This is a genomic window from Pseudomonas sp. (genome assembly GCF_036404235.1).
Taxonomy (GTDB): Bacteria; Pseudomonadota; Gammaproteobacteria; order Pseudomonadales; family Pseudomonadaceae; genus Aquipseudomonas.
This window is the reverse complement of record NZ_DASWOT010000181.1, coordinates 1-8,308: the sequence shown is the minus strand read 5'-3', so window position 1 is coordinate 8,308 and position 8,308 is coordinate 1. Positions and strand designations below refer to the sequence as shown.

The following is an 8,308-nucleotide window of genomic DNA, read 5'->3' as shown; positions in this document are numbered from 1 at the left end:
GACGTCGACTTCGCCGCCGAAACCGCCGAGCTGACCAAACAACAAACCCTGCAACAGGCTTCGACCGCCATCCTGGCTCAGGCCAATCAGTTGCCGTCTGCGGTCCTCAAGCTGCTGCAATAAGGCTTTAATCGCTCTTTAACAACTTCATCCGTTTCCCATGCGCATGATGAACCCGGACGTTCCCTTGGGCGCGTCCGGTCACTAACTCGTTATGAACAAGGGGTTTGACGTCGTGATTAAAGCTTGATGGCTCTGCGTCGAAACCGTGGGTAGCCCCTGTCAAAAGCAGGGGGTGGCGCTCTGGTGGCAAAAAAAAATGAAAAAGCCCTCAAGCTCCTTGCAGATACGACGATAAACATTACGAAGGTTCTCTAGGCCACACCCGGCGGTTGCCAGGGCCGGAAAGCCGCAGTACCCAACTAACGAGGAATTCATCATGTCTTTAGGCGTAAACACTAACGTTGCCTCCCTGTCCGTTCAGAAGAACCTGGGTAAAGCTTCCGACGCTCTGTCCACTTCCATGACTCGTCTGTCTTCGGGCCTGAGAATCAACAGCGCAAAAGACGACGCCGCTGGCCTGCAGATCGCTACTCGCGAAACTTCGCAAATCCGTGGTCAGACTGTTGCAATCAAGAACGCTAACGACGGTATCTCGATGGCTCAGACCGCTGAAGGCGCTCTGCAAGAGTCGACCAACATTCTGCAGCGTATGCGTGAACTGGCTGTTCAGTCGCGAAACGACACTAACGGCAGTGCTGACCGTACCGCTCTGAACGCTGAATTCGGCCAGATGTCGGACGAACTGACTCGTATCTCTGCTTCGACCAACCTGAACGGTAAAAACCTGCTGGATGGCTCGGCTGGCACCATGACCCTGCAAGTGGGTTCGAGCACGGGTTCGGCCAACCGCATTGACCTGGTTTTGAGCGGCCAGTTCGACGCTACTTCCCTGTCTGTTGCAAGCGGCACTGTTGCGATCACCGGTTCCAGCGCTACTGCCAGCACCAACATCGACAACGCGATCACTGCAATTGACGCGGCTCTGGCAACGATCAACTCCACTCGCGCAACATTGGGTGCTTCGCAAAACCGTTTGACCAGCACCATCTCCAACCTGCAAAACGTAAACGAAAACGCCACTGCTGCATTGGGTCGTATTCAAGACACCGACTTCGCAGCTGAAACCGCCGAGCTGACCAAACAGCAAACCCTGCAACAAGCTTCCACCGCTGTTCTGGCCCAGGCTAACCAACTGCCTTCCGCTGTACTGAAACTGCTTCAGTAATATCGGAATGAGTTTTCGCGGGGGGGTGTGCTTGTCGTGCTCCTCCGCTTTTTTACTGTATAGAGGTGAATGGACATGGATATGAGCGTAAAGCTGAACTTGTCTTACCCGCCGTTGCAGTCGGTACCTGTCGTTGCCGATAAACCGGCTGCTACGCCTGCCGTCGTTTCGCTTCAGGCGTCTGCCAGCTCCACTGGCACTCACGCCGATACAGGTAAAAAATCGGACTCGGAAAACTCTGAAGCCTTGAAGGCTGCGGTTCAGCAAATCGAACAGTTCGTTCAGTCGGTGCGACGTAATCTTGAGTTTTCTATCGATGAAGATTCCGGCAAGGTTGTCGTCAAGGTCATTGCCAGTGAAACGGGTGAAGTGGTGCGGCAACTGCCGTCCGCAGAAGCGTTGAAAATCGCAGACAGTCTGCAGAACGCACACAGTTTGTTGTTCAATGCAAAAGTTTGATTGGCATGAATCCTGTACACGGTTTTTTTAGGCAGTAATGCAGTCAAAAGACCGACCCAACTGAAAGGAGAAACACATGGCAAGTCCAATTACCCCTTCAACTGGCCTCGGTTCGGGACTGGCGATTGGGGATATCGTCGACGCGCTGGTCAATTCCGACAAACTGGCCAAGCAGACGCAAATTACTACCCAGACCAAGTTGGTAACCACCAAGTTGTCCGGGATTGGTACGTTGCAATCGGCGATCTCGGCGTTCCAGACGCTGATCAATCCGCCTTCGGGTACGACCAGCACGCTGCAGTTTGCAGGCTATGCCGCCAAGTCGTCCGATGAATCCAAACTGACCGTAACATCCGATAACGCGGCTGTGCCGGGAAACTACACCGTTAACGTCGCTAAAGTCGCAACCAGTTCCAGCGTTGCAACCGCAGCCTTCCCTGATGGCTCTGCCAGTGCCATTCCGAGTGGTAATTTAACTATCACTCAAAATGGCATTTCCAAAAGCTATGTTATTCCCGACGGCGCCACGCTGGCCTCGGTCGTCAAACAGATCAACGCCGACAGCAAGACCAGCAACATCAGCGCTAACATCATCACCGATGACAAGGGGTCGCGGCTGGTACTGAACTCGACGGTCACCGGTGCGGATTCGCAGATCACCACCGACAGTGATATCGAAGGCTTCACCATTGATGCGACGACCGCGCTGGACTCCACCTCCGCGAGTTCTGCCGGGTACATCGGCGATCTGCCGATCAGCGCTGAGCTGACAATCAATGGTTTGAAGGTCACCAGTAAAAGCAACACCATCGACAAGACGCTGGGCGGGGTGGCCATGACCCTGGTGGGGGCGGGTACCTCTACTGTCAGTGTCTCCACCAATACCGATGGCTTGAAGGCGTCGTTGCAGGCGTTTATCGACTCCTTCAACACCGTGGTGAAAGCCATTTCTTCGGTCACCAAGGCCACCATCAGTGACACGCCTGACGCGACAACGGGCTCCACGGTGACGCCGGCTGCGTTGACGGGGGACTCGCTGCCTCGTTCGATTTTGGCGCAGATGCGCGATGAACTGGTAACGACAGGGGCGACGGGGAATCTTTCGGTCTTGTCTCAATTGGGGATTACCACCACGCAGTCCGATGGTACGTTGTCGCTGGATGACACAAAGTTCGCAGCGGCCGTTGACGACAAAGGGCTTGCCGGTGATGTGCAGCAGCTATTTAACGGCACCGACAGCAAAAACGGTTTGCTGGCGCGCATGAACACCGTACTCACGCCCTACACTCAGACGGGGGGGGTATTCGATATCCGCACAACCAGTCTGAACAAACAGCAGAAAGACCTTTTAAACCAGCAAGACGCCCTCAATCTGCGAGTGACCACGTTAACGGCAACCCTGACCGCCAAGTACAACGCGATGGACTTGCTGGTAGGGCAATTGAAGGCCTCGGCCACCAGCATCACGTCGTTCTTCGACTCATTGAATGCGTCGAAAAGCTGATTTTTCCTTTGAAAAACAAAGACCCGGCGACTGCCGGGTTTTTGGCATATGGATTAAAGTTTTTCGGCGCAATGTCGATAACAGGGTTATACGAATTTCGAGTTGTGTGAGGTAAGAACATGAACCGGATGGCAGCCCTTCGGCAGTATCAGAAGGTCAACTCCCACGCCCAGACGTCCGAGGCCACGCCTCATCGTCTGGTGCAGATGCTTATGGAAGCTTGCCTGGACCGAATCGCCCAGGCCAAAGGTGCGATCGAGCGCAAGGATATTCCTGCCAAAGGCATTTTGATCGGTAAAGCGATTGAAATCGTCGGAGGCCTGCGTGAGGGCCTGGATATGGAAAAGCAGGCTCAGGCTCTGGCCCATATCGACAATCTTTACGTGTACATGATGAAGCGGCTGGCGCAAGCCAACATAAAGACCGACCCCAGTATTCTTGATGAAGTGAGTGGTTTGCTGATCACTGTCAAGGAAGGTTGGGATGCAATTGCTGTCCAATAGGCCCGCTGTAAGGAGAACACCATGACTGCCGCCCTCAAGCGTATCGAACAAACCCGTGAAGCGTTAAGCCATGCCTTGGCCGAGCGCGACTGGGAGGCCATCGGTAAGCTCGATCTGGCTTGCCGTGCGTGTGTCGATGAGGTGGTCAGCGAGGCGCCGGCAGATGAGCCTGAGTTGCGCAGCAATCTGGAAGAGTTATTGGGCGTGTATCGACAGCTGATTGATGTCGCGGTGGGTGAGCGTCAGGCGATTGTCGATGAAATGTCGCAGATCCAGCGAGCGAAAAATGCTGCAAAGGTTTACCATCTGTTCGGTTGACGCTTGGTTAACCAACAAAGAATGTGCGCCATAAATTTGACTGTGTACGGTTTTTTGACTTAACTAGCGATGTTCAATAATTTCTGGGTTTCTGTAGAGCCATTTGGCCATAGAATGCCAAGCTTGCCCACTTGATGGGCATTGAGTTGACTAGGGAAGTTGCTATTGCATGTGGCGTGAAATCAAGATTTTGCTAATCGATGACGATAGCCAGCGCCGTCGTGATATGGCGGTCATTCTGAACTTTCTCGGCGATGAGAATCTCTCCTGTTCCAGTACTGACTGGCAGCAGGTGGTGGGTTCCCTGACGTCTACCCGAGAAGTTCTTTGCGTAATGGTCGGCACTGTCAATGCCCCAGGCAGTCTGCAAGGGCTGCTTAAGACCATCGCTGCGTGGGATGAGTTCCTTCCGGTGCTGCTCATGGGAGAAAATTCGTCCGCCGAACTTCCCGAGGACCTGCGCCGTCGCGTGTTGTCGACTCTCGAGATGCCGCCCAGCTACAGTAAATTGTTGGACTCGCTGCACCGAGCCCAGGTCTATCGTGAAATGTACGATCAGGCCCGTGAGCGGGGTCGCCAGCGCGAACCCAACCTGTTCCGCAGTCTGGTCGGCACCAGCCGGGCAATCCAGCACGTTCGTCAGATGATGCAGCAAGTGGCGGACACCGACGCCAGTGTGCTGATCCTCGGCGAATCAGGGACCGGCAAGGAAGTGGTTGCGCGCAACCTGCATTACCACTCCAAGCGACGCGATGGGCCATTCGTGCCAGTTAACTGCGGCGCCATTCCTGCCGAGCTGCTCGAAAGCGAGTTGTTCGGTCATGAAAAGGGCGCTTTTACCGGCGCGATCACCAGCCGCGCAGGCCGCTTTGAGCTGGCCAATGGCGGCACGCTGTTCCTCGATGAAATCGGCGACATGCCGCTGCCCATGCAGGTCAAACTGCTTCGCGTGCTGCAGGAACGTACCTTTGAACGGGTGGGCAGCAACAAGACCCAAAGTGTCGATGTGCGCATCATTGCCGCCACGCACAAGAATCTCGAAGAGATGATCATCACCGGCAGTTTCCGTGAAGACCTCTACTACCGCCTCAACGTGTTTCCGATTGAAATGGCGCCGCTGCGTGAGCGCGTCGAAGACATTCCGTTGCTCATGAACGAACTCATCTCGCGCATGGAGCACGAAAAACGTGGCTCGATCCGTTTCAACTCGGCGGCGATCATGTCGCTCTGCCGTCACGGCTGGCCGGGTAACGTGCGCGAATTGGCGAACCTTGTCGAGCGCATGGCGATCATGCATCCGTATGGCGTCATCGGTGTCGTCGAGCTGCCGAAGAAATTCCGCTATGTCGACGATGAAGACGAGCAACTGGTCGACAGCCTGCGCAGCGACCTCGAAGAGCGCGTGGCAATCAATGGTCACACGCCGAATTTCGCAGCCACCGCCATGTTGCCGCCAGAAGGTCTGGACCTCAAAGACTACCTGGGCGGTCTTGAACAGGGTTTGATTCAGCAGGCACTGGACGACGCCAACGGCATCGTTGCGCGGGCCGCAGAACGTCTGCGGATTCGCCGAACCACGCTGGTGGAGAAGATGCGCAAATACGGTATGAGTCGTCGCGATGACGACGATCATGCCGAAGACTGACATCAGATTGACGCTCGAAAAATAAACCTCTGAACGCTCAGGGGTTTTTTTTCGGCATGAGGATTGCAACACCTCTTGTCACATACCGTTTACTGACGGTCCGCCACGCGAGAGATGATTTATGCCTCAGGCCGCCAAGATGTCTTCCGAGTCAAATCCTACGCCCGGCTCCGAATTTGCTTTAGCCGCGCAGCCATCCCTTGAACTGGAAAGTCGCCAGGGCCTTGAGCAGGCGCTTTTGTTGTTCAACCAGATGTCGACCCAGCTGACTGATTCCTACAGCCTGTTGGAAGCTCGCGTCACTGAGCTTAAGGGTGAGCTGGCCGTGGTCAGTGCCCAACGCATGCAAGAGCTGGCTGAAAAGGAGCGTCTGGCGAATCGTCTGCAACACCTGCTGGACTTATTACCGGGCGGGGTGATCGTCATCGACGGTACCGGCATGGTCCGTGAGGCCAATCCGGCTGCGCTCGATCTGCTGGGTCAACCGTTGATTGGCCTGCTCTGGCGCCATATCATCGCCCGCTGCTTCGCCCCGCGTGAAGACGACGGGCATGAAATCTCGCTCAAGGACGGTCGTCGGCTGTCTATTTCTACCCGGTCGCTGGATGCTGAGCCCGGTCAGTTGTTGCTGCTTAACGATCTGACTGAAACGCGCCAGTTGCAAGGCCAGTTGGCGCGGCATGAGCGTCTGTCGTCCCTGGGTCGTATGGTCGCCTCGTTGGCGCATCAAATCCGCACGCCCTTGTCGGCAGCCATGATCTACGCCAGCCATTTGGCCGAACAAGTGCTGCCGGCAGAGACCCAGCAGCGATTTGCCGGGCGCCTGAAAGAGCGTCTGCATGAGTTGGAGCATCAGGTGCGGGACATGCTGGTGTTCGCCCGTGGCGAATTACCGCTCAATGATCGAGTGGCCCCGGCTGCATTGTTTCAAGCGCTGGAAGCCGCTGCGCAGACCCACGTGCGGGATGTATCGGTGCGCTGGCAGTGCGACAGTGACGACGGTGAGCTGCTGTGCAATCGCGACACCCTGGTCGGCGCCTTGCTCAACCTGATCGAAAACGCGGTGCAAGCCAGCCCCGCTAATGCTCGCATCAAGGTGCATGCGTATAACCGCGGCGACACGTTGCGCCTGTGCATCAGTGACAACGGCTGCGGCATTGACGCTGCGGCGTTGGCCCGAATGGGCGAGCCTTTTTTCACCACCAAAACCACTGGCACCGGCCTGGGGCTTGCGGTGGTCACAGCCGTGGCCCGTGCTCACCAAGGTCGTGTGAAATATCTGTCGCGTCCTGGACGTGGCACCTGCGCCCTGGTTTCGTTGCCATTGATTCCGGCGATGCGCGCTGTGAGTAGTGGCTCATGACTCTTAAAGTATTGCTGGTCGAAGACGACCGATCTTTGCGCGAAGCACTCGGTGAAACCTTGCTGATGGCCGGGCATGAATATGAGGCCGTCGGGTCGGCAGAGGACGCGCTGATCGCGGCCGCTGAAAGTCAGTTCAGCCTGGTGGTCAGCGACGTGAACATGCCGGGCATGGACGGACATCAATTATTGGCTCAGTTGCGCAGTCGCTATCCTCAGTTGCCCGTGTTGTTGATGACGGCTCATGGCGCGGTCGACCGCGCGGTGGATGCGATGCGTCAAGGTGCGGCGGATTACCTGGTCAAGCCGTTTGAGCCTAAAGCATTGCTGGCGTTGGTCGCCCGCCATGCATTGGGGCGTCTTGGCCCGGCTGAAGGCGAAGGCCCGATTGCCGTTGAGCCTGCCAGCGTGCAGTTGCTGAGCCTGGCCAGTCGCGTGGCCAAGAGTGATTCCACTGTGTTGATTTCCGGCGAGTCCGGGACCGGCAAGGAAGTGCTGGCGCGTTTCATTCACCAGCAATCGCCACGGGCCGACAAACCGTTTATTGCCATTAATTGCGCGGCGATCCCGGACAACATGCTCGAAGCGACATTGTTTGGCCACGAAAAGGGCTCGTTCACTGGCGCTATCGCCGCCCAGGCAGGCAAATTCGAGTTGGCGGATGGTGGCACCATCCTGCTCGATGAGGTCTCTGAAATGCCCATGGCCTTGCAGGCCAAGTTGCTGCGCGTTCTGCAAGAGCGTGAAGTGGAACGGGTCGGGGCGCGCAAGCCCATCGCGCTCGACATTCGCGTGCTGGCAACCACTAACCGCGATCTGGCCGGTGAAGTGGCGGCGGGGCGTTTTCGTGAGGATTTGTTCTATCGCCTGTCGGTATTCCCGTTGGCGTGGCAGTCGCTGCGTCAGCGCCCCGCCGATATTCTGCCGCTGGCCGAGCGTTTGATCACCAAACACGTCAATAAAATGAAACATGCGCCGGTGAGGTTGTCGGCGCAGGCACAAGCCTGTCTGGTGGCGTATGCCTGGCCGGGCAATGTGCGCGAATTGGATAACGCCATTCAACGTGCATTGATCCTGCAGCAGGGCGGTGTGATTCAGGCTGAGGATTTCTGCCTCACTGGCCCGATTACGTTCGCTTCGTTGACCTGTGCGCCGACGCTTCAGGTGTCTGCTCTGGCGCCGACAACCGTCGGTGCGATGGACTCGGTCGTGGGCGAAGCGGCGGGCGC

9 protein-coding genes are annotated in these 8,308 nt (G+C 56.5%); all 9 read left to right on the top strand.

Features of this window, described 5'->3' with window-relative positions; all coding sequences use genetic code 11:
- A partial coding sequence (locus VGC62_RS22765) for a flagellin (RefSeq protein WP_331189334.1) occupies positions 1-123 on the top strand: 123 nt, incomplete at its 5' end.
- Positions 124-439: 316 nt separating this feature from the next.
- On the top strand, positions 440-1,288 hold the full coding sequence (locus VGC62_RS22760) for a flagellin domain-containing protein (RefSeq protein ID WP_331189333.1): 849 nt from the start codon (positions 440-442) through the stop codon (positions 1,286-1,288).
- A gap of 75 nt (positions 1,289-1,363) precedes the next feature.
- Complete coding sequence (locus VGC62_RS22755) at positions 1,364-1,747, top strand: flagellar protein FlaG (RefSeq protein ID WP_331189332.1); 384 nt, start codon at positions 1,364-1,366, stop codon at positions 1,745-1,747.
- Between the two features lie 76 nt (positions 1,748-1,823).
- Positions 1,824-3,251, top strand: a complete 1,428-nt coding sequence (fliD, locus tag VGC62_RS22750; RefSeq protein ID WP_331189331.1) for a flagellar filament capping protein FliD — start codon at positions 1,824-1,826, stop codon at positions 3,249-3,251.
- Between the two features lie 119 nt (positions 3,252-3,370).
- Positions 3,371-3,754, top strand: coding sequence for a flagellar export chaperone FliS (fliS, locus tag VGC62_RS22745; RefSeq protein WP_331189330.1), 384 nt, complete (start codon positions 3,371-3,373; stop codon positions 3,752-3,754).
- A 21-nt stretch (positions 3,755-3,775) separates the two neighbouring features.
- The gene (fliT, locus tag VGC62_RS22740) at positions 3,776-4,072 is read left to right on the top strand and encodes a flagellar protein FliT (protein WP_331189329.1); all 297 of its coding nucleotides are present in this window, start codon (positions 3,776-3,778) and stop codon (positions 4,070-4,072) included.
- Between the two features lie 169 nt (positions 4,073-4,241).
- Entirely contained in the window at positions 4,242-5,717 is a 1,476-nt protein-coding gene (locus VGC62_RS22735) for a sigma-54 dependent transcriptional regulator (RefSeq protein WP_331189328.1), read from the top strand.
- A gap of 121 nt (positions 5,718-5,838) precedes the next feature.
- Positions 5,839-7,080, top strand: coding sequence for a sensor histidine kinase (locus VGC62_RS22730; RefSeq protein WP_414705840.1), 1,242 nt, complete (start codon positions 5,839-5,841; stop codon positions 7,078-7,080).
- The coding region (locus VGC62_RS22725) for a sigma-54 dependent transcriptional regulator (RefSeq protein ID WP_331189326.1) at positions 7,077-8,308 on the top strand (1,232 nt) is incomplete at its 3' end. The genes VGC62_RS22730 and VGC62_RS22725, both read left to right, overlap by 4 nt.

Bases quoted from the DNA above. Each gene is read 5' to 3' on its own strand.
- VGC62_RS22735 (WP_331189328.1), top strand. From the start codon at position 4,242: ATGTGGCGTGAAATCAAGATTTTGCTAATCGATGACGATAGCCAGCGC.
- fliD (WP_331189331.1), top strand. From the start codon at position 1,824: ATGGCAAGTCCAATTACCCCTTCAACTGGCCTCGGTTCGGGACTGGCG.
- fliS (WP_331189330.1), top strand. From the start codon at position 3,371: ATGAACCGGATGGCAGCCCTTCGGCAGTATCAGAAGGTCAACTCCCAC.
- VGC62_RS22730 (WP_414705840.1), top strand. From the start codon at position 5,839: ATGCCTCAGGCCGCCAAGATGTCTTCCGAGTCAAATCCTACGCCCGGC.
- VGC62_RS22760 (WP_331189333.1), top strand. From the start codon at position 440: ATGTCTTTAGGCGTAAACACTAACGTTGCCTCCCTGTCCGTTCAGAAG.
- VGC62_RS22755 (WP_331189332.1), top strand. From the start codon at position 1,364: ATGGATATGAGCGTAAAGCTGAACTTGTCTTACCCGCCGTTGCAGTCG.
- fliT (WP_331189329.1), top strand. From the start codon at position 3,776: ATGACTGCCGCCCTCAAGCGTATCGAACAAACCCGTGAAGCGTTAAGC.